Below are 25,500 nucleotides of genomic sequence, written 5' to 3'. Positions count from 1 at the left end.
GTTCAAACTATGCAGTAGCATGTAAAAGTTGGCGCAAAATAAAAAACCCCCTCGATGAAGTCGAGGGGATTTTTGTGTTTCAGGATTATGGGACCCGAGCGTGGCTTTCTGGTCACTTTCTGCTTTTAGAGAATGAAACGCGACAGGTCCGTATTCTTGGCAAGATCGCCAACGGTTTTGCGGACATAATCGCCATCCACCTTGAAAGCAGAGCCGGATTTATCGGGTGCATTATAGGAAATGTCGTCCAGAACCCGTTCCATCACCGTCTGCAAGCGACGTGCACCGATATTCTCGACCGTCGAATTCAGATCGACGGCAATATCGGCCAAAGCGTCAATCGCGTCATCGGTAATATCAAGCTTCACTTCTTCCGTCGCCATCAGGGCAATATATTGCTTGATCAAGCTGACTTCGGTTTCGGTGAGAATTCGGCGGAAATCTTCACGCGTCAGAGCGTTCAATTCAACACGGATCGGCAAACGACCCTGAAGTTCCGGCAGAAGGTCTGAAGGCTTGGAAACGTGGAAAGCGCCCGATGCAATAAACAGGATATGATCGGTTTTCACCGGACCATATTTTGTTGCAACGGTCGTACCTTCAACGAGCGGCAGCAGATCGCGCTGCACGCCTTCGCGTGATACACCTGCCCCCATTCCGCCTTCGCGCGAAGCGATTTTGTCGATCTCGTCGAGGAAAACGATACCGTCATTTTCGGTCGAACGCAGAGCTTCCTGAATAAGCTGATCCTGATCGAGCAGCTTGTCGGATTCGTCATTGATCAGGATTGCATAGGATTCCTTGACCGTGGTCTTGCGCGTCTTGGTGCGTCCGCCCATGGCCTTGCCGAAAATATCGCCGATATTGATCATGCCAATATTGGCGCCCGGCATACCTGGGATTTCGAAATTCTGACCAGCACCCGTATCGGCAACTTCGATCTCGATTTCCTTGTCGTCCAGCTCGCCTTCACGCAGTTTCTTGCGGAAGCTGTCACGCGTGGCGGGGCTGGCCGTCTTGCCGACAAGACCGTCGAGCACACGCTCTTCGGCATTGATATGCGCCTTGGCCTTCACTTCCTCGCGCTTCTTTTCACGCACGAGGCCAATCGCAGCTTCCACCAGATCACGGATGATCTGTTCGACATCGCGACCGACATAGCCGACCTCGGTGAACTTGGTGGCTTCAACCTTGATGAAAGGGGCACCGGCAAGCTTGGCCAGACGACGGGAGATTTCCGTCTTACCAACGCCAGTCGGTCCGATCATCAGGATGTTCTTTGGCATGACCTCTTCGCGCATCTGGCCTTCCAGCTGCTGGCGACGCCAGCGATTGCGAAGTGCAATAGCCACGGCGCGCTTGGCGTCGTTCTGGCCGATGATGAAGCGGTCAAGCTCGGAGACGATTTCACGGGGAGAAAAATTACTCATGATTATAACCCGGTTTGCCACTGCTTGATGAACTCGAACGGATGCAGCAGCATGATCACGTTGAGCGTAAGGTTGTCGCGGATGATAATCAGCGCAAGAACTTCGAAGAACAGCGCTAAAGCGACGGTGATTTTTGTTGGCAGCTTTGCAGCAAGCAAAAAGCCGATCAGGGCAGCAATGGTATCGGAAACCGAATTCACAATGCTATCGCCAAAATAGTCCACCGAGGACGTATTGGCGCGATAGCGCTCGATAATGAAATTCGAGTTTTCGACCAGTTCCCAGACGGCTTCAACGCCGACTGCCATGGCAAGCCTTAAGCCAAGTGGGGCTTTGGGTGCGATGACGCTCAGAAGCCAATAGAACAGAAAACCGTGAATGATGTGCGAGAGCGTATACCAGTCGGCTATATGCTGCGAGTTCTCAGACATCAGCGAACCGGACCATAATTTTATGGTGCCGCATTCGCACATGGGTATCCGCCCATCGAGATAAAGCCAGGAGGCCTGTATCGCGAGAATGGCAAGGACGATCAGAGCACCTAAGCCCCAACGTTGTGTTTTAGAAGTTGAGGCTTGCGCTATTGAGCTCATTCGGCGTCGAGGCTTTCAACAAGAATGCTATGATTGGTATAGATGCAGATATCGGCTGCAATCTCCATTGCCTTGCGAGCGATTTCCTCGGCATCCTTGTCTGTGTCGATCAGTGCACGCGCTGCGGCCAGTGCGTAATTACCGCCCGAGCCGATGGCCATGACGCCATGTTCTGGTTCAAGCACGTCGCCTGTCCCGGTCAGCGCCAGCGTAACCTTGCTGTCAGCAACCAGCATCATCGCTTCGAGGCGGCGTAAATAACGGTCGGTGCGCCAGTCCTTGGCGAGCTCGACAGAGGCGCGCATCAGCTGGTCAGGATATTGTTCGAGCTTGGCTTCAAGACGCTCAAGCAGTGTGAAGGCATCAGCTGTGGCACCGGCGAAACCGGCAATGACGTTGCCTTTGCCGATGCGGCGCACTTTGCGCGCATTGCCCTTCATTACGGTGTTGCCGAGCGAGACCTGCCCGTCACCAGCAATAACAACCTTGCCGCCCTTGCGAACGGTGACAATGGTCGTGCCGTAAATTGTCGTGGGATTGTGTTCGATCATGGATCACTCCTTTGGCGACCTGTACGTTTCCATCTGGCAAACGCATAAGCCCCTGATATGGGCCCCGATATGGGGGAAGCCTCGGTTCGTCGGCTCAAGAGCTAACTGAATCGGGTTTCGTTGTGAATATTTAAGAAGCGTCTGGCAAAATGCAAATGGGTTCACGCGCATTCAAAAAAGTGGGAATCGGTTTTTGGATTAAATGCGCGTGAGGAAAAAGCGCATTCCAAAAAGCGTGAAGCGGTTTTTGGATCAAATGCGCAGTGAGAAAAGTCAGAATATTGGTGCATGCGCTAAAAGCATTGGCAAAAGCGGCCAGCTGTTCTAGAACGCGAAAAGATTTCAACAGAGGAAATGCTATGACGGCTGAAAGCGCCCGCAAAGCAAGTATCGAACGTTCAACGAAAGAAACGAGCATTGCCGTTTCGGTCGATCTGGACGGCAACGGCAAGTTCGACATTACAACAGGTGTCGGCTTCTTCGATCATATGCTGGAGCAGCTTTCCCGACATTCGCTCATCGACATGCGCGTGATGGCCAAGGGCGATCTTCATATCGATGACCACCATACGGTGGAAGATACCGGCATTGCGCTGGGTCAGGCTGTGGCGAAAGCGCTTGGTGAGCGTCGCGGTATCGTGCGTTATGCGTCGATGGATCTCGCCATGGACGACACGCTGACGGGTGCGGCGGTCGATGTTTCGGGCCGGGCCTTTCTGGTCTGGAACGTGAATTTCACGACGGCCAAGATCGGCACCTTCGATACTGAGCTGGTGCGCGAGTTCTTCCAGGCTTTTGCGATGAATGCAGGCATTACGCTGCATATCAACAATCACTATGGTGCCAACAATCACCATATTGCAGAATCGATCTTCAAGGCCGTGGCCCGGGTTCTGCGCACAGCGCTCGAAACCGACCCGCGCCAGAAGGATGCAATTCCCTCGACCAAGGGGTCGCTGAAGGGATAAGTCTTTCCCGAAAGGACGTGTCATGGCGCAATTCGTCGTTCTTGAACCAGCCGGATCTCAACGTTCCGAAAAAGCGGTTTTCGTGCGTGACGGATTCTACGCTCTGGCGCTGATCCTTCCGGTTGTCTGGCTATTGTTGCAGCGGCTCGGGTTTGAAGCCATTGCCGCTCTCGGTGTGACGATCCTGCTTGGATTTGCTGGCTCCATGCTCGGCATCTCCAATGCGGTTCCCCTGATCACTTTGTTGTTTTCGCTGTTTGTGGCGCTGGAAGGCGTCAACTGGAAGATCGCAAAGCTTAAGCGTCAGGGTTTTATCGAGAAAGCCGTCATCGACGCGGCTGACCTGGAAGAAGCGGAAATTCGCTACTTCTATGGCATCGAAAAAGCTATCCAGCCTGCAACAGTCCCTGCGGAAGCGCCTGCACCCGAATGGGCCGGGCAGGCCCCTCGTCCCACTTATTCCTCTTTTGGCTCGACGATCGGATTTGTCGGTCATCGCGGAGAAAACTGAAAATGCGTGTTGCAATTATCGACTATGGTTCCGGCAATCTTCGCTCGGCCACCAAGGCCTTTGAGCGTGCCGCCCATGAGAGCGGTGTGAATGCTGAAATCGAACTGACGGCGGATGCCGATCGCGTGGCGAGCGCCGATCGCATTGTGCTGCCGGGCGTCGGTGCCTATGCCGATTGCCGCCGCGGCCTTCATGCTGTTCCCGGCATGGTGGAGGCGCTGGAAGATGTGGTTCTCAAAAAAGCGCATCCATTCCTTGGCATCTGCGTGGGCATGCAGTTGATGTCCGAGCGCGGGCTTGAAAAGCAAGTGACTGAGGGGCTTGGCTGGATTGAGGGTGACGTGCGCGAAATGGTTCCGTCTGACCCATCGCTCAAGATTCCGCAGATCGGCTGGAACAGGATTCACGTGAAACATTCACACCCGGTCTTTGCCGGTATCGAGACCGGCGAGAACGGCTTGCATGCCTATTTCGTGCATTCCTATATGTTCGACGCCAAGAACAAAGCCGAAGTGCTTGCCGTCACCGATTACGGTGGCGATGTCACGGCAACCGTCGGTCGCGACAACATGATCGGCACGCAGTTCCATCCTGAAAAGAGCCAGCTGCTTGGCCTTTCGCTCATTGCCAATTTCCTGAAATGGAAGCCTTGAAGACATGATCCTTTTTCCCGCCATCGATTTGAAAGACGGTCAATGCGTGCGCCTGAAGCTTGGCGACATGGATCAGGCGACCGTTTACAATGAAGACCCCGCAGCACAGGCCAAAGCTTTTGAGGATCAGGGCTTTGAATGGCTGCATGTGGTCGATCTCAACGGTGCTTTTGTTGGCGAAAGCGTCAACGGCAAGGCTGTTGAAGCCATTCTCAAAGCCACAAAGAATCCGGTCCAGCTCGGCGGCGGTATTCGCACGCTCGCTCATATTGAAAGCTGGCTTTCCAAGGGTCTGCGCCGCGTGATCCTCGGTACTGTTGCCGTGCGCGATCCGGCGCTGGTGATCGAAGCTTGCAAGGAATTTCCGGGACAGGTTGCTGTCGGCATCGATGCTAAGGGCGGCTATGTCGCTGTTGAAGGCTGGGCCGAAGCGTCTGAGCTTGGCGTGGTCGAACTCGCTAAAAAGTTTGAAGGTGCGGGCGTTGCAGCCATCATCTATACCGATATCGACCGCGACGGCGTTCTGGCTGGCATCAACTGGGATTCGACCCTCAGCCTCGCGGATAGCGTTTCCATTCCGGTGATCGCATCGGGCGGTCTTGCCTCCATGGATGACATCAAGCGCCTCGCCGCTCCTGACGCGCGTAAGCTCGAAGGTGCGATTTCCGGTCGTGCACTTTATGATGGTCGTATCGATCCGGCCGAAGCACTGGCTCTCCTGAGGACTCCCGCATGACCTTGAAAGCACGCGTAATTCCTTGTTTGGACGTTAAAGACGGCCGCGTTGTTAAGGGCGTTAACTTTGTCGATCTGATCGATGCCGGTGATCCGGTTGAAGCAGCGCGTGCCTATGATGCGGCAGGCGCAGACGAATTGTGCTTCCTCGACATCACGGCGTCTTCGGACAATCGCGAGACAATTTTTGACGTCATTGCCCGTACAGCGGAACAGTGCTTCATGCCGCTCACCGTTGGCGGTGGCGTGCGTCAGGTCGCGGACATTCGCAAGCTGTTGCTTGCCGGTGCCGATAAGGTTTCGATCAACACGGCTGCAGTGAAGAACCCGGAATTTGTTGCGGAAGCCGCCGACAAGTTTGGCAATCAGTGCATCGTTGTTGCGATTGACGCGAAGAAGGTTTCAGGGGAAGGCGAAAGCGACCGCTGGGAAATCTTTACCCATGGCGGACGCCAGACAACCGGCATTGATGCAGTGGAATTCGCGCAGAAAGTCGTGGGCCTTGGCGCTGGTGAAATCCTGCTGACTTCGATGGATCGTGATGGCACCAAGGCTGGCTACGACGTGGCTTTAACCCGTGCTGTTGCCGACAGTGTGCGCGTTCCGGTGATCGCTTCGGGCGGCGTTGGCAATCTCGATCACATGGTTGCAGGCATCCGTGATGGTCATGCAACGGCAGTTCTCGCAGCGTCGATCTTCCACTTTGGCACCTATACGATTGGCGAAGCCAAGCGCTATATGGCCGAAGCTGGCATTCCGATGCGGCTCGACCCGGTCCGTTGAAAACAAGATTTAAGGAAATCCGATGACTGAGTTCACACTTTCCGATCTTGAGCGCATCGTTGCGGAACGTGCGAGTTCGACGGATGGATCGTCCTATACTGCAAGTCTTGTTGCCAAGGGACAAACGCGGGCGGCAAAAAAGCTCGGTGAAGAAGCCGTAGAAACGGTCATTGCAGCGGTTAATGGCGACCGCTCGGAAGTGGTCACCGAATGCGCTGATCTTCTTTATCATCTGCTGGTGGTTCTCAAGATTGCTGACGTGCCGCTTGATGAGGTTCTTCAAGAGTTGCAACGCCGTACGGCACAGACAGGCCTTGAGGAAAAGGCCGGTCGTCCGAAGGTGTAAAGCATGTCTCCAAAAAGTCGGAACCGGTTTTTTGGATAAAGACATGCGTGAGAATAAGTGATCAGAGCATTTTCTCTGCATTAAAATGGAAATGCTCTGAATGCATATTAAACAGGATATACGTGAATTGGCGTTGAGGGAGAGCAGCGACAATATGTGGGAAAAAGTGGACCAGCTGACGCCGTCACGCTATTCGCCGTACCGTTTCTTTTCGGCAGAGGAATGGGCGGGCTTTCGTGCTGATACCCCCCTCACCCTCACCTATGAAGAAGTGAAGCGGCTGCGCTCGCTGGGCGATCCGATTGATCTTGACGAAGTGCGGCGCATTTATCTGTCGCTGTCCCGCCTGCTCTATGCACATGTGGAAGCCAGCCAGCTTTTGTTCCGCCAGCGCCAGCAGTTCCTCAATATGGAGGAGAGCTTCAAGACACCCTTCATCATCGGCATTGCAGGCTCTGTGGCTGTGGGGAAATCCACGACTGCCCGTATTCTGAAAGAGCTCTTGGCACGCTGGCCTTCAAGTCCGAAGGTTGATCTGGTGACGACGGACGGTTTCCTCTACCCCAATGCGGTTCTGCGCACCGAGAATATGATGGAGCGCAAGGGCTTTCCTGAAAGCTATGACGTGGGTGCAGTCTTGCGCTTTTTGTCGGCGATCAAGGCAGGTATGAGCCAGGTGCAGGCGCCACTTTATTCGCATTTGAGCTATGATGTGCTTCCGGGCGAATATCAGCTTGTCGACAAGCCCGACATCCTGATTTTCGAAGGCATCAATGTGCTGCAGGTGCGCGATCTGCCTGAAGACGGCAAGATGGTGCCTTTCGTCTCCGATTTCTTCGATTTCTCGATCTATATCGATGCGGAGCCAGAGCTGATCCACAAATGGTATATTGATCGCTTCATGCGTCTGCGTGAGACGGCCTTCGTCAATCCGCAGTCCTTCTTCCATCGCTATTCGCAACTTTCGGAAGATGCGGCACGCTCCATCGGCGAAGGCCTATGGAACAACATCAATATGAGAAACCTGCTTGAAAACATTCTGCCCACGCGTCCGCGCGCCGATCTCATTCTACGCAAAGGCAGCGACCATCTGATCGAAGAAGTGGCGCTGCGTAAGATTTAGATTTCAAGGACCCTGAATGCCGCAAGTGCTGGAAATGTATCAGGTGGATGCGTTCACCAACCGCGTCTTTGCCGGAAATCCTGCGGCAGTTCTGATCCTGAAAGACTGGCTGAGCGATGCGACCATGCAGGCAATCGCTGCGGAAAATAATCTGGCGGAAACTGCTTTTGCATGCCCTGCAGAGGATGGCTGGAAGCTCAGATGGTTTACGCCGACACTTGAGGTCGATTTCTGCGGCCATGCGACTTTAGCAACGGCGCATGTTCTGGCTTGGCACCACAAGATTGATGGTGAACTGCATTTTCACACCCGCATAGGCAAGATCAGGGTTTCGCGCGCGGGCGACGATTATGTGCTTGATGTCCCGTCCATTGCTCCGGACCGGCTTGCCGAACTGCCCGCGTTTATAGCGCCTCTGTTTGAGAATGAGAGCGGAGCCACGTTCTTCAGGAACTTCGAAAATATCTATGTGCAGCTTGAGGATGAGGCTGCGGTCAGGGCTTTCGTTCCCGATCATATCCAGATTGAAAAACTTGGATCAGTCGGCCTGGTGATCACCGTGCGAGGTTCGTCGCACGACTTTGTTTCGCGTTATTTTGCGGCGGGATCGGGTATCCCGGAAGACCCGGTTACAGGATCTATCCATGCGACGCTTGTTCCCTATTGGGCTCAAAAGATCGGGAAAAACAAAATGTCCGCTTATCAGGCTTCAGCCCGTGGCGGACATTTGGGATGTGAGCTGAAAAGCGGCCGTGTCTTGCTCACCGGTAAAGCCGTCACATTCATGAAAGCCGAGATTTATATCCCGTAATCCGCTCACCCCTGAAAGCTGCTTACTAATGAGAGCAAAAAAAATAAGGGCGCCGAAATCTTCGACGCCCCTATCGGTTTCGGAAACCTGCTTTCGGCTTACCGGGATGCGTTCTTAATCAAGCAAGCGGTGGAATACGCAGTACCTGACCCGGATAGATTTTGTCCGGATGGGTCAGCATTGGCTTGTTGGCTTCAAAGATAATGTCATTCTTTGCGCCCTTGCCTTTGCCATACTGGGCTTCAGCGATTTTCCAGAGATTGTCGCCCTTCTTCACCGTATAGAAGACTGGCTCGGCACCGGTTGTTCCAGCGCCTTCCACTTTTAGTTCCGAGGCTTCCACTTTGGAAACACCCAGCGAATTGCCGACTGCGATAATAGCTTTTTCAAAAGCCGACTGATCCTTCACATTGCCGGTCAGGACGGCCTTGTCGCCCTGCACGCTCACCTGCACGCCATCGGTGCCGAGATTATGCGAGTCGAGTTCCTTCTTGAGATCATCGGCTTTGGGCTCATTTTCACCGAAACCAAGCTTGGTTCCAACCGACTTCACGAAATCGAAAATTCCCATGGGGCAAGTCTCCCTGTTGTTGCTAACTTATTGATGCATGCAATCAAATATCAGAACCAGAGATGAGCCAGCGCTTCTTGCGGCCAATCAATGGGGTACAAAGTACAGCCCCTTTCAAATTGGTCAAGGCAGGAATTTCCGGAAATTGCTCAATAGGTACGGACACTTAATTAGCAAAACCGTTGGAAAAGACACGTCTTACCGTCCAAGATTGGTACGGGCGAGTTCAACGATTTCATCGCCACGGCCGCTGATGATGGCTTTGAGCATATAAAGGCTGAAACCCTTGGCCTGCTCGGCCTTGATCTTTGGTGGCATGACAAGCTCCTGCTTGGCCGTCACCACATCAACCAGAACCGGGCCGTCATGGGCAAAGGCTTGCTTCAAAGCATTTGGCAGATCAGCGGATTCCTCCACCCTGAAACCTTTGATGCCTATGGCTTCGGCCATTGCTGCAAAATTCGGGTTTTCAAGGTCGGTTCCAGAGGTCAGATAGCCGCCAGCCTTCATTTCCATCGCCACGAAGCCAAGCGAGCCGTTGTTATAAACAATGATTTTTGCGGGCAGATTAAGCTGCTTGAGCGAAAGGAAATCACCCATCATCATCGTGAAGCCGCCATCGCCTGACAGCGAAACCACCTGTCGTTCCGGCGCTGCAGCCTTCGCCCCAAGCGCCTGAAGCATGGCATTGGCCATTGAGCCATGATTGAACGAACCAAGCAGGCGGCGCCTGCCATTCATGGTGAGGTAGCGTGCTGCCCAGACGGTTGGCGTCCCGACATCGGCGGTGAAAATCGCATTCTCGTCGGCAATCTCATCGATGAGACGCGTGAGATATTGCGGGTGGATTGGCTGGCCGGGCTTTGATGGCGCTGCCAGATCATCAAGTGCCTCGCGCGCCTTGGTATAATGGGTCTTGGCTGCATCAAGAAATTTCGTGTTGCGACCCGATTTAAGCTTGGGCAGGAGCGCTGTGATCGTTTCAGAAACGTCGCCCGTCGCGCCAAAAGTCAGCGGTGCACGGCGACCAAGCTGCGAAGGATCATTGTCGATCTGAACGATCTTGGCCTTGTCGGGATAGAAGTTTCGATAAGGGAAACTGGTGCCGAGCATTAACAGCGTGTCGCAGTTGAACATGGCGTGGTAGCCGGATGAAAAGCCGATCAGGCCTGTCATGCCGACGTCGAACGGATTATCCCATTCGACATGTTCCTTGCCGCGAAGCGCATGAACAACGGGCGCCTCAAGCCGTTCTGCCAATGAGACCAACGCATCATGTGCGCCTGCGCAGCCACTGCCTGCAAGAATGGTAATTTTCTCTGAGCCATTGAGAATATCTGCGAGTTTCGCCACGTCCTCATCGGCTGGGATGACGCGTGGAAGCGAGATCGGTGTCCAGCTTTGCTTGGAACCTTCGGGGGCTTGTTTGAGCGCTACATCGCCCGGAATAACAATCACCGCTACGCCGCGCTTGCCGATGGCTGCACGCATGGCGCGGTTCAGCACTTCGGGCATTTGCGCAGGATTGGAAACCAGCTCGACAAAATGGCTGCATTCGCGGAACAGTTCCTGCGGATGCGTTTCCTGAAAATAATCGAGGCCAATTTCCGATGAAGGAATATGCGCTGCAATGGCCAGCACCGGCTCATGATTGCGATGGCAATCAAACAGCCCATTGATCAGGTGAAGATTGCCGGGACCGCAACTTCCGGCACAAACAGCCAGTTCGCCGGTGATGGCCGCTTCGGCCCCTGCCGCAAAGGCCGCAGTTTCCTCATGCCGGACATGCATCCAGTCGATCTTGCCAAGTCTTCTGAGGCTGTCATTCAGTCCGTTGAGGCTGTCGCCCGTAACGCCCCAGATACGCTTAACACCCGCTTCGGCCAAGGTTTGAGCCAGAAGATCCGCAACAGTCATACCCATGGTTATTTCACCCTTTTGAGCGCATCCCGAAAGTGGGAACCGGTTTTCGGGCTAAGATGCGCGTAGAATAAAAAGATACTCTTGTATTCCTGAAGGATAACTTAGGGCGCTGGGCAGATGTGGGAAGCTGTCAAACGGCATCATTCGATGCCGTTTGACATGGGACAGTTATTTTGTGCAGTCGCCAATAAAGCGCGCGAGATAGGCATCAAATTCCGCAGGCGCTTCGCGGAATGGTGCATGTCCTGAATTGTCGATGACATGGGTTTTGCCGTCCCACAGATTGCCGAACTTCACTTTGGACACGAAGTCGAGTTCCACAAATGGCTCGTCACGTCCATTGACGACAGCGATGGGAAGTTTTGCTTCCGCTACGATGTCGCGCTGATTGCCCCCGGTTCCATTGCCAAATTTTTCAAACATGATGCGGCGTGCGCGTCCGTCGGTGCGTGCAACAATGTCGAGAAGCGAAGTTTCAAACGGTTCGCCGCAAGTGCTGCGAGCGTAGGATTCCACATCGCGTTCCGAAAAGATTTCCTGTCCGGCGAGTGCCATATCAGGACCGCTCTTGAACCCCTGCCCTACTTCTTCGCGCGCCACGGGTGGCGTTCCGGTAATCATAAGGCCACGCATCGCCGGATAGCGCGCAATCATCTCGATACCGATATGGCCGCCGAGCGACCAGCCGAAAACAACCGCGTCGGCAATTCCGAGCTTTTGCATCACTTCGGTCATTGCGTCCGCATAGCCTTCCATCGAATAGCTGCGGTCGGGGTCGATGGCGTCGGAGGACTTTCCATGGCCCGGAAGATCGGGTGCGATCACGCGCCACTTCTTACCGATTTCACCTTCGAGCTGCGGCGCAAAAATGGCACCCGAACTCGAATTGCCGTGGATCATCAGAAGAGGCGCGCCCTCGCCTTCGCTTTCGCGTACTGCAATGCGGCCATGGCTGGTTTCAAGCTCGTGATAATTGATCGTCATGTCGTCTGTTCCCAAATGCTCTATCTGTTCGTTTTTAAGTGCATCTTTTTCCGATCGAAGTGGAACCAGAAATCAGTCGGGCAGACTGATTTCCCCGTGTAGGCGGTTCACACTTTTCGGGATGCGCTCTAATCATAAGAAACCTTACCGCGGCCCTTCTTGATATCCGAGCGACCGGACTTGGCCTTGAGGCGGCGTTCGACCGAGCCTTTGGTCGGCTTTGTCTTCCGGCGTGGCGGCGGCGGCGGTTCAGCCGCTTTGGCGATCAGTGCAATCATCCGCTCGCGTGCATCTTCGCGATTGCGTTCCTGCGTGCGGAAACGATTGGCCTCGATCAGGATGTCCCCATCCTTGGTGCCTTTTTGACCGGCTAGCTTGAAAAGTCGGGAAAGCACATCTTCCGGTAGGCCTGAGCGCGCCGCATGAAAACGCAGCTGTACAGCGGTGGAAACCTTGTTGACGTTCTGACCGCCGGGACCGGATGAGCGAATAAAACTCTCCTCCAGATCATCCTCGTGGATGGTCAGGCGGTTGGTGATGCGGATGATGTTGCGGCTTTCTTCCATGATGCGAAGTGATACACCGCTTTTTATCCATTAGACAAAAGAAAAACCCGGCCTTTCGGCCGGGCTTCCCCTCCTCCTCAGGATACTAAAAGCATGTCTCCAAAAAGTGGGAACCGGTTTTTGGATAAAGACATGCGTAAAAGCGAGTTATTCAGCAGCGATCTGGGTTGCCGGGGCGGCATCCTTCACATCGTGATCGACATGGCTTTCGAATTTCTCGAAATTGTTTACGAACATATCGACAAGCTTTTTGGCCTGTGCGTCGTAAGCAGCCTTGTCGGCCCAGGTGGAACGCGGATCGAGAATGGACGCATCCACGCCAGGCACTTCAACCGGAACGGCAAAGCCGAAATTCGGATCGGTGCGGAACTCGGCATTGTTGAGCGAGCCGTCGAGAGCTGCTGACAAAAGCGCACGCGTTGCCTTGATCGGCATACGCTTGCCAGTGCCATAAGCGCCGCCTGTCCAGCCGGTATTGACCAGCCAGCAATCGACCTTGTGTTCAGCGATCAGCTTGCGCAGAAGATTGCCGTATTCCGATGGATGGCGTGGCATGAATGGCGCGCCAAAGCAGGTCGAAAACGTTGCTTCCGGTTCCGTCACGCCTTTTTCGGTGCCTGCAACCTTCGCGGTGTAGCCTGACAGGAAGTGATACATGGCCTGTGCCGGCGTCAGCTTGGCAATCGGAGGCATTACGCCGAAAGCGTCGGCGGTTAGCATGATGATGTTTTTCGGCTGGCCACCCTTGCCCGAGGCAGATGCATTTGGAATAAAATCGAGTGGATAGGCGCAGCGGGTGTTTTCCGTGAGCGAGCCATCGTCGAAATCCGGCTGGCGGTTTTCATCCAGCACGACATTTTCCAGAACGGTGCCAAAACGTTGCGTGGTCGCAAAGATTTCGGGTTCGGCTTCTGCCGAAAGGCGGATGGTCTTGGCATAGCAGCCACCTTCAAAATTGAAGATGCCATCTTCGCCCCAGCCATGCTCGTCGTCACCGATCAGTGTGCGGCTCGGATCTGCAGAAAGCGTGGTCTTGCCGGTGCCGGAAAGACCGAAGAATACAGCCGTATCGCCGTTCGGGCCTTCATTGGCCGAGCAATGCATTGGCATGACGCCCTTGGCAGGCAGCAGATAGTTGAGCGCGGTGAAGACCGACTTCTTCATTTCACCGGCATAGGATGTCCCGCCGATCAACACGATCTTGCGGGTAAGATCGACCGCGATCACCGTTTCGGTGCGTACACCATAACGTGCAGGATCAGCCTTGAAGGAAGGCAGATCGATAATCGTCATTTCAGGTATATAAGACGCAAGGGCTGCTTCTTCCGGGCGGATCAGCAGGTTGCGGATGAACAGCGAGTGCCATGCATATTCGGTGACAATGCGCGCATTGATCTTGTTATCTTCGTCAGCGCCGCCGATCAGATCCTGTACGAAAAGCTCCTTGCCCTTCGCGTGCTCGATGAAATCGGCATAAAGCAGCTCGAAAGCCTCCGGCGTCATGGGCTTGTTGTTGTCCCACCAGACCTGATCTTCGGTGTTTGCATCACGAACGACGAACTTGTCTTTTGGCGAACGGCCCGTGTGCTGGCCCGTTTTAGCAACAAGGGCTCCTTGCGCGGAAAGCTCTGCTTCGCCACGGCGAATAGTCTCTTCATAAAGCCGGGCCGGTCCAAAATTATAAAAGACTGCGGACAGTTCCTTCAATCCTGAAGTGGCAATGGAAGCGGCAGTATTGTGAATGCCGATCTCTTTCATGGTCTCTCCGCCATCTGGTTCAAAAATGCGTTGGCCCGATTTCATTTTAATCCGGGATGGCAGTCAGAAACAGATTAATTAAATCAAATCAAATATTTAATCGATTTAAAAAAATTGAAACTTTTTTAAATCGTTTAATCTTTACGTTATCGCGTGTATTTCCAGTCTGGAACAATTCTCGATTGCGTTAAGCGGCAAAAACGTTTCGCTTTGGGGCATTGATGGCAAGTTGAGCTGTTGCCACATTTTGTACCTAATTTGTACTGCACAAGCGGGACGACTATTATAGTATTGATTTGTCAGGACGCTGGACCAACATTCCAGTGAGATGACAAAGAGGGTTTAAAGTCGAGACGCCAGAAGGCGTTCGGTAATTTCTGCCGCTGATGTGATCGGGGCGGTTAAAAAAGGAGAAGGTCCGCATGAAGGAAGCTTCGGCAACGCAGACAATTGCGCTGGTCGACGATGACCGTAACATTCTGACCTCCGTTTCCATTGCTCTGGAGTCGGAAGGCTATCGCGTGGAGACCTATACCGATGGGGCTTCCGCATTGGATGGCCTGATGGCGCGCCCACCGAACCTCGCGATCTTCGATATCAAGATGCCGCGCATGGATGGTATGGAACTCTTGCGCCGTTTGCGCCAGAAGTCCGATCTCCCGGTGATCTTCCTGACTTCCAAGGATGATGAGATCGACGAATTGTTCGGCCTCAAAATGGGTGCCGACGATTTTATTACCAAGCCTTTCTCGCAACGCCTTCTGGTCGAGCGAGTGAAGGCAGTTCTGCGCCGCGTCGCAGCGCGCGACGGCACTGCAAAGCCGACAGGTCAGCAGGCAAAGTCGCTGGAACGCGGTCAGCTGGTCATGGATCAGGAACGCCACACCTGTACCTGGAAGGGTGAACCGGTAACGCTGACCGTGACGGAGTTCCTCATCTTGCATTCGCTGGCACAGCGCCCCGGTGTTGTGAAAAGCCGTGACGCGCTGATGGATGCGGCCTATGATGAGCAGGTCTACGTGGATGATCGAACTATCGACAGCCACATCAAGCGTCTGCGCAAGAAGTTCAAGTCGGTCGATGACGACTTTGAGATGATCGAAACGCTCTATGGCGTCGGTTATCGCTTCCGTGAAGCGTAATATATAGGTATCAGAGCGCCGGGTTTTTTTGAGACCCGGCGCTCATTAAGAAAGTAAGAATGAAGCGACATGGTCGCCGAAACCCGGAAAGACAGTGCCGTTACCATGAGAGAACGTAGGGCGCGGCGGCAACGTTCGCTCTTCCTGCGTCGTCTTTTTGCGCCTTTCAGCCGGTTTCTCGGTCAGTTTCTGTTCTCGAGCCTGACGCGCCGCATACTGTTCCTCAATCTTGCCGCCCTTGCTGTGCTGGTTTCTGGCATCCTCTATATGAACCAGTTCCGTGAGGGGCTGATTGACGCCAAGATCGAAAGCCTGCTCACACAAGGCAAGATTATCGCGGCTGCTATTTCGTCATCAGCCACGGTCGATACCAACTCGCTGATGATCGATCCGGAAAAGCTTTTGGAGCTTCAAGCCGGGCAGAGCATCACGCCATCGCCTGATTCGCCCGATAATTGGGAGTTTCCGATTAATCCGGAAAAAGTATCGCCGCTCTTGCGTCAGTTGATTTCACCAACCAGTACGCGTGCCCGCATTTACGATCATTACGCAAACCTGCTGCTCGATTCCCGCTCGCTTTACGCACCGGCTTTTGCTTCCGGTGGTCCGGTATACCGCTATGATCTGCCAGCCATCGAAGAAGATACGCCAAGTGCCTGGGAGCGTTTCACCGGCTGGTTCTCCCGTCTTTTCTATGGTGGCGGTCTGCCGCTTTATCAGGAGCAACCCGGCGGCAATGGTCTCGCCTATCAGGAAATCGTTCGCGCACTGACGGGCTCGCCACAAACGGCACAGCGCCGTAACCAGCAAGGTGAACTGGTGGTGTCGGTTGCGGTGCCAATCCAGCAATCGCGCGCCATTCTGGGTGTCCTTCTGCTTTCGACCGAAGGCGACGACATCGATAAAATCGTTCAAGGCGAGCGCATGGCCGTTTTCCGTGTGTTCGGTGTTGTTGCTGCCGTCATGGTGATCTTGTCGCTGTTTCTAGCGTCCACCATTGCAAGCCCGCTCAGAAAGCTGGCTGCTGCTGCCGACCGTGTGCGTCTTGGTGTAAAAAGCCGCGAGGAAATCCCGGATTTCTCAGAACGCCAGGACGAGGTTGGCCATTTGTCGACCTCTATTCGTGCGATGACCGATGCGCTTTATACCCGTATTGAAGCGATTGAGAGCTTTGCGGCCGACGTGAGCCACGAGCTGAAAAATCCCCTCACCTCGCTTCGAAGCGCGGTCGAAACTCTGCCACTTGCCAAAAATGATGATTCGCGCAAACGCTTGCTCGACGTCATTCAGCACGATGTCCGCCGCCTCGACCGCCTGATTACCGATATTTCGGATGCTTCACGTCTGGATGCGGAACTGGCGCGCGAACATTCTGATCGCGTTGATATGAAGACGCTGTTGAACAGTCTGGTGGCTGCCGCGCGCGAAGTGCGCCGCAACAAAATCGGCACCGAGATCGTATTTAATACCGGCAAATTGCCGTCCGGCAAAAAGGGCTTCTTTGTTGCTGGTCATGATTTGCGTCTGGGACAGGTCATCAGCAATCTTATCGAAAACGCGCGTTCCTTCGTTCCCGAAGATACAGGGCGTATCGTTGTCACTCTGAACGGCGAAGGTGGTCGTTTGCGGGTGCTGGTCGAAGATAACGGGCCTGGTATTCCGATCGAAAATATCGAGCGTATCTTTGAGCGCTTCTATACTGATCGCCCGGCTTCTGAGGCTTTTGGCCAGAATTCTGGTCTTGGCCTTTCGATCAGCCGTCAGATTATCGAGGCACATGGCGGAACGCTGACCGCGGAAAACATCATCGACCCAGCCGATCCTGATCATATGAAAGGCGCGCGCTTTATCGTCGATCTTCCGGCCAGCGCGTGATCCCGAGATGACACCCGAAGAGGAAAAAAGCGGCCTTCATGCAACGACTGTGCAGTTGCAGGGCCGTGGTGTCATGCTGATGGGTAAGTCTGGCGCGGGGAAGACAGAACTAGCCCTTACGCTTGTCGAACGTGCGATTGCTCGCAATGAACAGGCTTCACTTGTCGCCGACGACCGCACTTTATTGCATGCGGAAAGCGGGAAGCTGATTGCGCGTGTGCCGCAAACATTGGCTGGCGGTGTCGAAATCCGCGGCGCGGGCCTTTTCACTGTTGCTTATGTGGAACAGACGCCGCTCGATCTCGTGGTCAGGCTGGTCGATCGCGACGGGGCCGAGCGCTATCCGAGTGGCGAAAACTGGCATTTCGAAGGTGTCGAAGTTCCATGTCTGCTGCTCCCTGCCCTTTCATCGAATGGCGATTCTAATGCACTTTCGCGGGCGATTGAGGCTACTTTGTTTTTAAAACCCTGGCCGTAAGTGCTGGCACCGGCGTTTTTTGTAAGTCACGTCCAAAAAGCGTGCTTAACGCTGCGGCATTTTGCTTTTTTCAAGGCAATGCTGAAATTTTTCACTTGCTATCAAGATTTGCCCTGCCAAGATGCACAACTCGTCGGTTAAGGTCCGGCAGGGTTTTAGTGCCATCTGCGCCTTTGGCGGGTTGAAGCGGCGGGCACGCGACAGGAGCTTTTAAAGTATGATCGGACTCGTGCTTGTTACGCACGGAAGGCTGGCCGAGGAGTTTCTCCATGCTGTTGAGCATGTAGTTGGCCCGCAAGACAATTTCGAGACCGTATGTATCGGTGCGGAAGATGACATGGAACAGCGTCGTCGGGATATCGTCGATGCTGTCGAGCGCGCCGATAGTGGCAGAGGTGTCATCGTTCTGACGGATATGTTTGGTGGCACGCCGTCCAATCTGGCGATTTCGGTAATGGAGGAAGGCAAGATCGAGGTCATTGCAGGTGTTAACCTGCCAATGCTTATCAAGCTTTCGAGCGTTCGTATTGCTGGCGACATCAAGACGGCCTTGCGTGAAGCGCAGGATGCCGGGCGCAAATATATCAACGTCGCAAGCCAGGTCCTCACAGGAAAGTAATCATGCATCCCACCGTGGCCGTTACTGGCGAATACGATGCCGATAGCGCTCTGTCCCGGTCCTTTGAGATCGTCAACAAGCGTGGGCTTCATGCCCGCGCATCGGCAAAATTCGTTCAGCTTGTGGACAGTTATGATGCCCATGTTCGCGTTAGCAAGGACGGTATGACGGTGGGCGGTACATCCATCATGGGCTTGATGATGCTAGCAGCCTCACCCGGCTGCTGCATCGATGTCCGTGCATCGGGCGAACAGGCCGATGCAGTTCTTGATGCGCTTCAGGCGCTTATTGCCGATAAATTCGGCGAGGAATGCTGAGTTTTATCAAGCTTCGGGCTTCCCTCTCAATTGATTGATATAGACACATAAAGATTTCTTTATGTTGCGTTGTGCTGGCCGGGCTGATCTGCTAATCAGGACGCCAGCCGAAGCCCTTTCGCATTATTTTGGGCTTCTAAACAAATTTGATTGGAGCAGATGATGACCGCAAGTCAGGATTTTGTCGTCAAGGATTTAAGCCTCGCTGACTGGGGCCGCAAGGAACTCGATATTGCTGAAACCGAAATGCCGGGCCTGATGGCTGCGCGCGAAGAGTTCGGCAAATCACAGCCACTCAAGGGCGCTCGCATTTCCGGCTCGCTGCATATGACGATCCAGACGGCTGTCTTGATTGAGACGCTGAAGGCTCTGGGTGCCGATGTGCGCTGGGCTTCCTGCAATATTTTCTCTACGCAAGACCATGCCGCTGCAGCAATTGCAGCCACTGGCACACCGGTTTTCGCCATCAAGGGCGAAACGCTTGAAGAATATTGGACCTACACCGACAAGATCTTCCAGTGGTCGGATGGTCAGCCATCCAATATGATCCTCGATGATGGTGGCGATGCCACCATGTACATCCTGATCGGCGCGCGCGCTGAAGCTGGCGAAGACGTTCTTTCCAAGCCTGAAAGCGAAGAAGAAGAAGTGCTGTTCGCGCAGATCAAGAAGCGCATGGCTGAAACGCCAGGCTTCTTCACCAAACAGCGCGATGCGATCAAGGGCGTGACGGAAGAAACCACCACTGGCGTCAACCGTCTTTACCAGCTGCAGAAGAAGGGCCTCCTGCCCTTCCCGGCAATCAACGTCAATGACAGCGTCACCAAGTCGAAGTTCGACAACAAGTATGGCTGTAAGGAATCGCTGGTTGACGGTATCCGTCGCGGCACTGACGTCATGATGGCCGGCAAGGTCGCAGTCGTCTGTGGTTATGGCGACGTTGGCAAAGGCTCTGCAGCTTCGCTCGCAGGCGCTGGCGCTCGCGTCAAGGTCACGGAAGTCGATCCGATTTGCGCCCTTCAGGCCGCTATGGATGGCTTTGAGGTTGTAACGCTCGATGATGCGGCTTCAACAGCCGATATCGTGATCTCGACGACCGGCAACAAGGACGTCATCACGCTTGATCATATGCGTAAGCTGAAGGATATGGCCATTGTTGGCAATATCGGTCACTTCGACAATGAAATTCAGGTTGCAGGTCTTCGTAATCTCAAGTGGACCAACGTAAAGCCACAGGTTGATCTGGTTGAGTTCCCGGATGGCAAGCGGATTATCCTTCTTTCGGAAGGGCGCCTGCTCAATCTCGGCAACGCAACGGGCCATCCAAGCTTCGTTATGTCCGCATCTTTCACCAATCAGGTGCTCGGTCAGATTGAACTCTTCACGCGTACAGATCAGTACAAGAATGAGGTCTATGTCCTGCCTAAGCATCTCGACGAAAAGGTTGCTCGTCTGCATCTCGACAAGCTTGGCGCGAAGCTGACTGTGCTTTCTGAGGAACAGGCCGCTTATATCGGTGTCACTCCACAGGGTCCATTCAAGTCGGAACACTACAGGTATTAAGTATCCGTTAACCATACTGCTACATGTTGTAGGCCGGGCAGCATCAGGTTGCCCGGTCTTTATTTTTACACGTAACACGCTTCACGTGGATTCGCGGTAAGGGTATTGTGAAGACGAATCAATGTGTTTTGACGGGTGTTTGCGTTGGGCGTGTTTTGCCGGTTTAGGGCAAAAGACGGGCGGCTTATTCATCCTCGAAACATGTCTGGCTTTGCTGGTCCGGGCTCTTTGTATTGTGGCGATGCGGGAGAGTTGGGACAGAAATTGCAGTTGCTGTGTTTTGAAATATGGCAGCCTCGCTTTTGGGCGGTGCTGCCGGTGGCGGAGACAAGGGAAATATGCCAGTGGTCGGCTCATCGGGGAGCTTGCGGAGCAAATCCGCATTCAGCGCAGGCAGACACCTGAAAGGTTCGCTTTCGTTCGGCTTCAGCCCTCTTAAACGGGTCATCCTCAAAGCAACAGTTTCCTTTGCCGCACTGGTTGCGGCGGCTCCGGCATTTGCACAAAGCACGGAAAACTCCACACGCATAGATCTGCCATTTGGTGGCAGCGTTGGTGCTTTCGATGTCATCCAGTTTTCGATTTTTCTGGGCGCCATGGGGGCTGCCCTTTTGTCGGCTGGCTGGCTGATCCGCGATCGTTCCAAGATCGCCAATGAAAACAACGAATTGCGTTCGCGCCTGTCCGATATGGGGCTGGCGGCACAGCGCAATGACGCACTGCTTAACCTCAAAGATCAGCGGATCGTTGTCTGGGATGCCCACGGCGCACGCGCTGATGTCGTCGGACAATTGCCGTTTGATTGCGGTGCACCGCAGGACCGTTCGCATTTTCTGGCCTTTGGTCGCTGGCTGCGCCCGCAATCCGTAACCGAGCTTGAACGCGCGGTTTCGGCTTTGCGCGAGCAGGCTCATGCTTTTGATCTCACAGTTGAAACCGTCAACGGCACGCTTCTGGACGTTTATGGGCGCACGTCGGGCAGTTTCGCCGTCGTGCGCTTCCTGAGCCTCCAGGGTGTACAGGCGGAGCGCGCAGCACTACAGTCGCAGAACCGAGAACTCTCTGAAAAGCTTGCACTATTACGCCATCTGCTTGACCGGATCGAACAGCCCGTCTGGGTGCGTGGGTCTGATGGGCGCATCGAATGGGTCAATGGTGCCTACGCGCGCGCCGTGGATGCGGCAGACGGCACGCAGGCAAGCTCGGAAGGCCGGGAGCTGTTTGGCGCACAGGCCCGTCAGCGTCTGGAGCGCGACCGCTTTGCCGAGCCGGATATGCGTGAGCAAATGCCTGCCGTGGTCCGCGGCGACCGCCGTATCTATGATGTTACCGATGTGAGTGCTGAGGCAGGTTCTGCTGGCCTCGGATTTGATTTGAGTGAAGTGGAACAGGTGCGCGAAGAACTGAGCCGCACCTTGAAGAGTCACGCCGAGACGCTTGACCAGCTTTCGACCGCTGTGGCTATTTTCGATCCGGATATGAAGCTTCAATTCTTCAATCAGGCTTTCGTTTCGCTCTGGTCGCTTGATACGGCATGGCTCGAAACACATCCGAGCAATACGCTGCTTTTTGATCGCCTGCGCTCTGAAGGCAAGCTGCCGGAGCAGCCGGAATGGCGCAAGTGGAAGGATTCTCTGCTTTCCGCCTACCGTTCGGTCGAGCCGGAAGAACATATGTGGCATTTGCCGGACACGCGTATCATGCGCGTTGTCGCCAATCCGCACCCGCAAGGCGGCGTGACCTGGTTCTTCGAGAACATGACCGAAAAGTTCGAGCTTGAAGGTCGCTACAACACGCTTATCAAGGTTCAGGGCGAAACGCTCGACCATCTGGCGGAAGCGGTTGCGGTGTTTGGCTCCGATGGCCGGTTGCGCCTTTCCAATCCATCTTTTGCCGATCTCTGGTCGCTGCCTGCAGCCATTACTGTTGAAGGCACGCACATTTCCACAATCTCCAAGCTTTGCGGCCAGCGTGGCGGCGATGGCCTTTGGGAGGATTTTGTCTCTTCGGTGGCTGGCTTCCTCGACGAGCGCAACGGACGCATGGGGCAGGTGGAGCTTAATGACGGCATTATCCTTTCATATGCCGTCGTACCGTTGCCCAAGGGGCAGACCATGCTCACCTTCATCGATGTCACCGATACGGTGCGTGTTGAACGAGCTTTGAAGGAAAAAAACGAAGCGCTTTCGCTGGCCGATCAGATCAAGAACGATTTTGTGCAGCATGTTTCCTATGAGCTGCGCTCGCCGTTGACCAATATCATCGGCTTTACCGAGCTGCTGCAAACGCCGACCTTCGGTTCACTCAACGAACGTCAACTTGAATATCTCGATCATATTGGCACGTCGTCGGCAGTCCTTCTGACCATCGTCAACGACATCCTCGATCTTGCGACGGTCGATGCCGGTATTATGCAACTTGATATTGATGATGTGTCGGTGACTGATGAAATTTCCGCTGCTGCAAAGCGGGTCAGCGAGCGTCTGCAAGAGCATGATATCGGGCTCGATATCGATATTGCCGATGATGTCGAAACTTTCAGGGCCGATGCCAACCGCGTAAGGCAGGTTCTGTTCAATCTCCTTTCCAATGCGTCCAATTATGCACCGGAAGGCTCGACGGTCGCGCTTCAAGTGGCGCGCGATGGCACGGATATTGTCTTTGCCGTGCACGATGACGGCCCGGGCATGCCAAGCGATGTGCTCGATACGGTTTTCAAGCGTTTTCAGGCCTATCAGAATGGCGGACGCAAACGCGGCGTAGGTTTGGGACTTTCCATCGTAAAAAGCTTTGTCGAGCTGCATGGTGGCAGGGTCGAGATTGAAACAGGTGCGGACATTGGAACCACGGTTATTTGTCGCTTCCCATCGGAGGCGCGCAGCTTCCGTGTTGCCGCCGAATAAGGTAAATGGTGCTGTATGAGCACCCCAATCAGTAGCCCGATCAATACTCTTGAGTTTTTCCTGCCAGATGAGGCCGCCACACAGCGCTTTGGTGAGGACTTCGCCCTTGCGCTCATGAAAGGTGATCTCGTCACCTTGTCCGGCGATCTTGGCGCAGGCAAATCCTCGCTTGCCCGCGCGATCATCCGCGCGATAGCCGACGATGAGGATTTTGAAGTTCCAAGCCCGACTTTCACACTGGTCCAAAGCTACGAGGCTTTGCGTATCCCCGTCGCGCATGCAGATCTCTATCGGATTTCGCATGGCGAGGAATTGGACGAACTGGGACTCGTCGAATTTCTCGAAGATGGCGTGGTGCTGTCTGAATGGCCTGAACAGGCTGAAGGTTTTCTGCCAGAACCAGCTTTTGCTGTTCGGCTTATTCATGAAGGGGTAGGGCGGCGCATTGCGATTGCGGGTTTCGAAGCTGCGATTGCACGCCTTGAGCGGTCGCTTGAAATCCGTAGTTTTCTTGAAACGAACAATCGCAAAGGGGCCAAGCGGCGCTACTTGCAGGGCGATGCATCTCCACGCAAATATGAGATCGTCACAAGCGCCTATGGTGTTGAAGTTCTGATGAATGCGCCTGCGATGCCGTATGATCCGCCGCTGCGCAATGGAAAATCCTATCGCCAGCTTGCGCATATTGCTGAGAATATACAGGCTTTCGTGGCGATTGACGGTCTGCTTGCTGCACATGGTTTGCGGGTGCCCGAGATGCGCGCAATGGATATAGATGCGGGGTTTCTGATCCTTGAAGATCTGGGAACAGAAGGCATCCGCATGCCCTCGGGTGAACCTGTCGCCGAACGCTATGAGGCAGCAGGACGGTTTCTGGCGCATCTCCACGGTGTTCAATGGCCAGATCACGCGCCGGTTCCAGGCCATCTTGATCATATCATCGCGAGCTTTGACCGCGACGCGATGATCATGGAAGTGAGTCTCGTGGGGCAATGGTATGCGCCACGCATCATGGGTCGCAAGCTCACCGACACCGAAATCGCAGCCTATGAGGCGGCGTGGGACGTAGTTCTGAACGACATCGCTGAGTGTGAGAAAAGCCTGCTTCTGCGCGATTATCACTCACCAAACCTGTTCTGGTTTGAAGATGCCGAAGGTGCCGACAAAATCGGCACTATCGATTTTCAGGATGCGATGATCGGGCCTGCTGCTTATGACGTGGCTTCTCTGGCGCTCGATGCCCGCGTGACAATTACCCCGGAACTCGAAAAAGCGGTGGTCGACGCCTATTGCGACGAGCGCCACAAGCTCGGTCATGTGTTCGACGAAGAGAATTTCCGCAAGGCATATGCAGCGATGGGCTCACAGCGCAATGCAAAGCTGTTAGGCCTGTTCGTGAGGCTTGATGAGCGGGATGGTAAGCCGCATTATCTCGCCCATCTGCCCCGCATTCACGACTATCTTAGCCGCGTGTTACAGCATCCGGTGATGACGCCCGTCGCTCGCTGGTTTGATGATCTCGCTTTGCTGGAGAAACAATGACAGTTCCTGATACAGCGGTTATGCTCGCGGCAGGCCTTGGAAAGCGCATGCGTCCCATCACCGAAACCATGCCCAAGCCGCTGGTTAAGGTTGCGGGTAAGCCGCTCATTGATTGGGGTCTTGACGCGCTGGCAAATGCTGATGTCGAAAAGACAATCGTCAATGTTCATTACTTAGCCGACCAACTCATATCCTATCTTAATGATCGTATCTCACCTGAAATCGTGATTTCGGATGAGCGGGCGCTGTTACTCGATTCCGCTGGCGGTATCATCAATGTGCTGCCTGAACTCAAGAACCAGCCTTTCTACGTACTCAATGCAGATACGTTTTGGGTTGGTGATGAAGCGAAGCCGAATATCTCAGCGCTTCGTGATGCATGGGACGGCGCCTCCATGGACATCCTTTTGATGACCGCAAAGCTTGATCAGGCGACGGGATTCGAAGGCAAGGGTGACTTTGTTGCAGATGATGAGGGGCGCTTGCGCCGCCTGCGTGATGTTGCGGGGGATCCGGTCATCTATGCAGGTGCCGCAATCATTCATCCGCGGATTTTTGCAGATAGCGAACCGGGTGTTTCATCGCTCAATCGCTATTTCGATGCGGCGATTGCATCAGGTCGATTGTATGGTATGCCAATGCGTGGGCATTGGCTGACAGTGGGAACACCAGAAGCAATTGGCGAGGCGGAGGCCGTACTATCGGCGCTCTAAGCATTTTGTGGCCTGCATCTTTCCCGAAAACAGCTTCACATT

25 protein-coding genes are annotated in these 25,500 nt (G+C 54.2%); 17 read left to right on the top strand and 8 right to left on the bottom strand.

The genetic code is table 11. The features are described 5' to 3' along the window. Nucleotides 1-125: 125 nt before the first annotated feature. The 3 genes from hslU to hslV are packed head-to-tail and all read right to left on the bottom strand — an operon-like array spanning nucleotide 126 to nucleotide 2,574. The gene (hslU, locus tag QBD00_RS05825) at nucleotides 126-1,430 is read right to left on the bottom strand and encodes an ATP-dependent protease ATPase subunit HslU (RefSeq protein ID WP_095447700.1); all 1,305 of its coding nucleotides are present in this window, start codon (nucleotides 1,428-1,430) and stop codon (nucleotides 126-128) included. A gap of 2 nt (nucleotides 1,431-1,432) precedes the next feature. Next, entirely contained in the window at nucleotides 1,433-2,023 is a 591-nt protein-coding gene (locus QBD00_RS05820) for a DUF2585 domain-containing protein (protein WP_264230424.1), read from the bottom strand. After that, the gene (hslV, locus tag QBD00_RS05815; RefSeq protein WP_095447702.1) at nucleotides 2,020-2,574 is read right to left on the bottom strand and encodes an ATP-dependent protease subunit HslV; all 555 of its coding nucleotides are present in this window, start codon (nucleotides 2,572-2,574) and stop codon (nucleotides 2,020-2,022) included. Before hslV ends, QBD00_RS05820 begins: the two co-directional genes overlap by 4 nt. 359 nt (nucleotides 2,575-2,933) lie before the next feature. Here hslV and hisB point away from each other — a divergent pair, with 359 nt between their 5' ends. The 8 genes from hisB (at nucleotide 2,934) to QBD00_RS05775 (ending at nucleotide 8,504) form a co-directional block, all read left to right on the top strand. After that, entirely contained in the window at nucleotides 2,934-3,542 is a 609-nt protein-coding gene (hisB, locus tag QBD00_RS05810; RefSeq protein ID WP_007872453.1) for an imidazoleglycerol-phosphate dehydratase HisB, read from the top strand. A 22-nt stretch (nucleotides 3,543-3,564) separates the two neighbouring features. Then, nucleotides 3,565-4,053, top strand: a complete 489-nt coding sequence (locus tag QBD00_RS05805) for a DUF2628 domain-containing protein (RefSeq protein WP_318578886.1) — start codon at nucleotides 3,565-3,567, stop codon at nucleotides 4,051-4,053. 2 nt (nucleotides 4,054-4,055) lie between these two features. Beyond that, nucleotides 4,056-4,706, top strand: coding sequence for an imidazole glycerol phosphate synthase subunit HisH (gene hisH, locus QBD00_RS05800; RefSeq protein ID WP_318578885.1), 651 nt, complete (start codon nucleotides 4,056-4,058; stop codon nucleotides 4,704-4,706). A gap of 4 nt (nucleotides 4,707-4,710) precedes the next feature. Next, nucleotides 4,711-5,442, top strand: a complete 732-nt coding sequence (gene hisA, locus QBD00_RS05795; protein WP_318578884.1) for a 1-(5-phosphoribosyl)-5-[(5-phosphoribosylamino)methylideneamino]imidazole-4-carboxamide isomerase — start codon at nucleotides 4,711-4,713, stop codon at nucleotides 5,440-5,442. Then, complete coding sequence (gene hisF / locus QBD00_RS05790; RefSeq protein ID WP_095447706.1) at nucleotides 5,439-6,224, top strand: imidazole glycerol phosphate synthase subunit HisF; 786 nt, start codon at nucleotides 5,439-5,441, stop codon at nucleotides 6,222-6,224. The genes hisA and hisF overlap by 4 nt, the downstream gene beginning before the upstream one ends. A 22-nt stretch (nucleotides 6,225-6,246) precedes the next feature. Then, nucleotides 6,247-6,570, top strand: a complete 324-nt coding sequence (locus QBD00_RS05785; RefSeq protein ID WP_318578883.1) for a phosphoribosyl-ATP diphosphatase — start codon at nucleotides 6,247-6,249, stop codon at nucleotides 6,568-6,570. 154 nt (nucleotides 6,571-6,724) lie between these two features. Continuing rightward, on the top strand, nucleotides 6,725-7,693 hold the full coding sequence (gene coaA, locus QBD00_RS05780) for a type I pantothenate kinase (RefSeq protein WP_318578990.1): 969 nt from the start codon (nucleotides 6,725-6,727) through the stop codon (nucleotides 7,691-7,693). 16 nt (nucleotides 7,694-7,709) lie between these two features. After that, nucleotides 7,710-8,504: a PhzF family phenazine biosynthesis protein gene (locus QBD00_RS05775; protein WP_318578882.1), complete on the top strand. Its 795-nt coding sequence runs from the start codon at nucleotides 7,710-7,712 to the stop codon at nucleotides 8,502-8,504. Nucleotides 8,505-8,622: 118 nt separating this feature from the next. Here the strand turns inward: QBD00_RS05775 and lysM are convergent, their stop codons facing one another. The 5 genes from lysM to QBD00_RS05750 all read right to left on the bottom strand — a co-directional run bounded on the left by lysM (nucleotide 8,623) and on the right by QBD00_RS05750 (nucleotide 14,306). Then, on the bottom strand, nucleotides 8,623-9,075 hold the full coding sequence (lysM, locus tag QBD00_RS05770; protein ID WP_095447710.1) for a peptidoglycan-binding protein LysM: 453 nt from the start codon (nucleotides 9,073-9,075) through the stop codon (nucleotides 8,623-8,625). 198 nt (nucleotides 9,076-9,273) lie between these two features. Beyond that, a complete protein-coding gene (gene poxB, locus QBD00_RS05765; RefSeq protein WP_318578881.1) occupies nucleotides 9,274-10,998 on the bottom strand; it encodes a ubiquinone-dependent pyruvate dehydrogenase in 1,725 nt (574 codons plus the stop codon). 168 nt (nucleotides 10,999-11,166) lie between these two features. Beyond that, nucleotides 11,167-11,982 carry an alpha/beta hydrolase gene (locus QBD00_RS05760; protein WP_318578880.1) on the bottom strand — a complete coding sequence of 272 codons (816 nt, stop codon included), beginning with the start codon at nucleotides 11,980-11,982 and terminating at the stop codon, nucleotides 11,167-11,169. A 128-nt stretch (nucleotides 11,983-12,110) separates the two neighbouring features. Next, nucleotides 12,111-12,548, bottom strand: coding sequence for an alternative ribosome rescue aminoacyl-tRNA hydrolase ArfB (gene arfB, locus QBD00_RS05755; RefSeq protein ID WP_095447713.1), 438 nt, complete (start codon nucleotides 12,546-12,548; stop codon nucleotides 12,111-12,113). 147 nt (nucleotides 12,549-12,695) lie between these two features. After that, nucleotides 12,696-14,306: a phosphoenolpyruvate carboxykinase gene (locus QBD00_RS05750; RefSeq protein ID WP_095448010.1), complete on the bottom strand. Its 1,611-nt coding sequence runs from the start codon at nucleotides 14,304-14,306 to the stop codon at nucleotides 12,696-12,698. 422 nt (nucleotides 14,307-14,728) lie between these two features. Between QBD00_RS05750 and QBD00_RS05745 the strand changes: the two genes are divergently transcribed. The 9 genes from QBD00_RS05745 (at nucleotide 14,729) to QBD00_RS05705 (ending at nucleotide 25,458) form a co-directional block, all read left to right on the top strand. Further along, nucleotides 14,729-15,448 carry a response regulator transcription factor gene (locus tag QBD00_RS05745; protein WP_024898427.1) on the top strand — a complete coding sequence of 240 codons (720 nt, stop codon included), beginning with the start codon at nucleotides 14,729-14,731 and terminating at the stop codon, nucleotides 15,446-15,448. A 69-nt stretch (nucleotides 15,449-15,517) separates the two neighbouring features. Beyond that, the gene (locus QBD00_RS05740; RefSeq protein WP_095447714.1) at nucleotides 15,518-17,323 is read left to right on the top strand and encodes a stimulus-sensing domain-containing protein; all 1,806 of its coding nucleotides are present in this window, start codon (nucleotides 15,518-15,520) and stop codon (nucleotides 17,321-17,323) included. Between the two features lie 7 nt (nucleotides 17,324-17,330). Continuing rightward, the gene (locus QBD00_RS05735) at nucleotides 17,331-17,801 is read left to right on the top strand and encodes an HPr kinase/phosphorylase (RefSeq protein ID WP_095447715.1); all 471 of its coding nucleotides are present in this window, start codon (nucleotides 17,331-17,333) and stop codon (nucleotides 17,799-17,801) included. 217 nt (nucleotides 17,802-18,018) lie between these two features. Continuing rightward, nucleotides 18,019-18,420 carry a PTS sugar transporter subunit IIA gene (locus QBD00_RS05730; RefSeq protein ID WP_024898424.1) on the top strand — a complete coding sequence of 134 codons (402 nt, stop codon included), beginning with the start codon at nucleotides 18,019-18,021 and terminating at the stop codon, nucleotides 18,418-18,420. A 2-nt stretch (nucleotides 18,421-18,422) separates the two neighbouring features. Continuing rightward, nucleotides 18,423-18,737: an HPr family phosphocarrier protein gene (locus tag QBD00_RS05725; protein WP_024898423.1), complete on the top strand. Its 315-nt coding sequence runs from the start codon at nucleotides 18,423-18,425 to the stop codon at nucleotides 18,735-18,737. A 162-nt stretch (nucleotides 18,738-18,899) separates the two neighbouring features. After that, nucleotides 18,900-20,300 carry an adenosylhomocysteinase gene (ahcY, locus tag QBD00_RS05720; protein WP_095447716.1) on the top strand — a complete coding sequence of 467 codons (1,401 nt, stop codon included), beginning with the start codon at nucleotides 18,900-18,902 and terminating at the stop codon, nucleotides 20,298-20,300. 287 nt (nucleotides 20,301-20,587) lie between these two features. Beyond that, nucleotides 20,588-23,203: a PAS-domain containing protein gene (locus QBD00_RS05715; RefSeq protein WP_404901857.1), complete on the top strand. Its 2,616-nt coding sequence runs from the start codon at nucleotides 20,588-20,590 to the stop codon at nucleotides 23,201-23,203. A 15-nt stretch (nucleotides 23,204-23,218) separates the two neighbouring features. Further along, nucleotides 23,219-24,745 carry a tRNA (adenosine(37)-N6)-threonylcarbamoyltransferase complex ATPase subunit type 1 TsaE gene (gene tsaE, locus QBD00_RS05710; RefSeq protein ID WP_412534987.1) on the top strand — a complete coding sequence of 509 codons (1,527 nt, stop codon included), beginning with the start codon at nucleotides 23,219-23,221 and terminating at the stop codon, nucleotides 24,743-24,745. Further along, the gene (locus QBD00_RS05705) at nucleotides 24,742-25,458 is read left to right on the top strand and encodes a nucleotidyltransferase family protein (RefSeq protein WP_095447717.1); all 717 of its coding nucleotides are present in this window, start codon (nucleotides 24,742-24,744) and stop codon (nucleotides 25,456-25,458) included. Before tsaE ends, QBD00_RS05705 begins: the two co-directional genes overlap by 4 nt. Nucleotides 25,459-25,500 lie beyond the last annotated feature (42 nt).

Source organism: Ochrobactrum sp. AN78 (assembly GCF_029909885.1).
GTDB lineage: Bacteria > Pseudomonadota > Alphaproteobacteria > Rhizobiales > Rhizobiaceae > Brucella > Brucella quorumnocens.
Note: the sequence above shows the minus strand (reverse complement) of the source record. Positions and strands in the feature narration are given on the sequence as shown.